The sequence below is a fragment of the Streptomyces radicis genome, from assembly GCF_003626575.1.
GTDB classification, from domain to species: Bacteria; Actinomycetota; Actinomycetes; order Streptomycetales; family Streptomycetaceae; genus Streptomyces; species Streptomyces radicis.
Window position 1 is genome coordinate 1 of the sequence record NZ_RBDY01000074.1, and the last position, 1,551, is coordinate 1,551.

The 1,551-nt window shown below is 57.6% G+C and carries 1 rRNA gene; it reads left to right on the plus strand.

From position 1 onward, the window contains the following. Positions 1 to 1,527: ribosomal RNA gene (locus D7318_RS33585) — 23S ribosomal RNA — on the plus strand; the annotation flags it as partial. Positions 1,528 to 1,551: the final 24 nt, after the last annotated feature.

Consider the following 1,551-nt stretch of genomic DNA (forward strand, 5'->3'; position numbering starts at 1 on the left):
TGGAGTGGTGGAGCCGGTGGCCCGAGGGGGTAGTAGGTGAGTGATGGGGTGACGCAGGAAGGTAGTCCAGCCCGGGTGGTGGTTATTCCCGGGGTAAGGGTGTGGCCCGTCGTGCAGGTAAATCCGTGCGACTTGTGGGTGAGACCTGATGCCGAGCCGATTGTGGTGAAGTGGATGATCCTATGCTGTCGAGAAAAGCCTCTAGCGATGTTTCATGGTGGCCCGTACCCGAAACCGACTCAGGTGGTCAGGTAGAGTATACCGAGGCGTTCGGGTGAACTATGGTTAAGGAACTCGGCAAATTGCCCCCGTAACTTCGGGAGAAGGGGGGCCGCTTCCGGTGAGGGACTTTTCGTCCGGAGCTGGGGGTGGCCGCAGAGACCAGCGAGAAGCGACTGTTTACTAAAAACACAGGTCCGTGCGAAGCTGTAAGGCGATGTATACGGACTGACGCCTGCCCGGTGCTGGAACGTTAAGGGGACCGGTTAGCTGCTTCGGTGGCGAGGCTGGGAACTTAAGCGCCAGTAAACGGCGGTGGTAACTATAACCATCCTAAGGTAGCGAAATTCCTTGTCGGGTAAGTTCCGACCTGCACGAATGGCGTAACGACTTCTCGGCTGTCTCAACCATAGGCCCGGTGAAATTGCAGTACGAGTAAAGATGCTCGTTTCGCGCAGCAGGACGGAAAGACCCCGGGACCTTTACTATAGCTTGATATTGGTGTTCGGTTCGGTTTGTGTAGGATAGGTGGGAGACTGTGAAGTGCCGGCGCCAGCCGGTGTGGAGTCGTTGTTGAAATACCACTCTGATCGTGCTGGATGTCTAACCTGGGTCCGTGATCCGGATCGGGGACAGTGTCTGGTGGGTAGTTTAACTGGGGCGGTTGCCTCCTAAAGGGTAACGGAGGCGCCCAAAGGTTCCCTCAGCCTGGTTGGTTATCAGGTGGTGAGTGTAAGTGCACAAGGGAGCTTGACTGTGAGACTGGCGGGTCGAGCAGGTGCGAAAGCAGGGACTAGTGATCCGGCGGTGGCTTGTGGGAGCGCCGTCGCTCATCGGATAAAAGGTACCCCGGGGATAACAGGCTGATCTTCCCCAAGAGTCCGTATCGACGGGATGGTTTGGCACCTCGATGTCGGCTCGTCGCATCCTGGGGCTGGAGTTGGTCCCAAGGGTTGGGCTGTTCGCCCATTAAAGCGGTACGCGAGCTGGGTTTAGAACGTCGTGAGACAGTTCGGTCCCTATCCGCTGTGCGCGTTGGAGTCTTGAGAAGGGCTGTCCCTAGTACGAGAGGACCGGGACGGACGAACCTCTGGTGTGCCAGTTGTTCTGCCAAGGGCATGGCTGGTTGGCTACGTTCGGGAGGGATAACCGCTGAAAGCATCTAAGCGGGAAGCCTGCTTCGAGATGAGGACTCCCACCTACTTGATGGGGTAAGGCTCCCTGTAGACGACGGGGTTGATAGGCCGGAGATGGAAGCCTGGTGACGGGTGGAGTTGACCGGTACTAATAGGCCGAGGGCTTGTCCGCAGATGCTCGCGTCCACTGTGAATT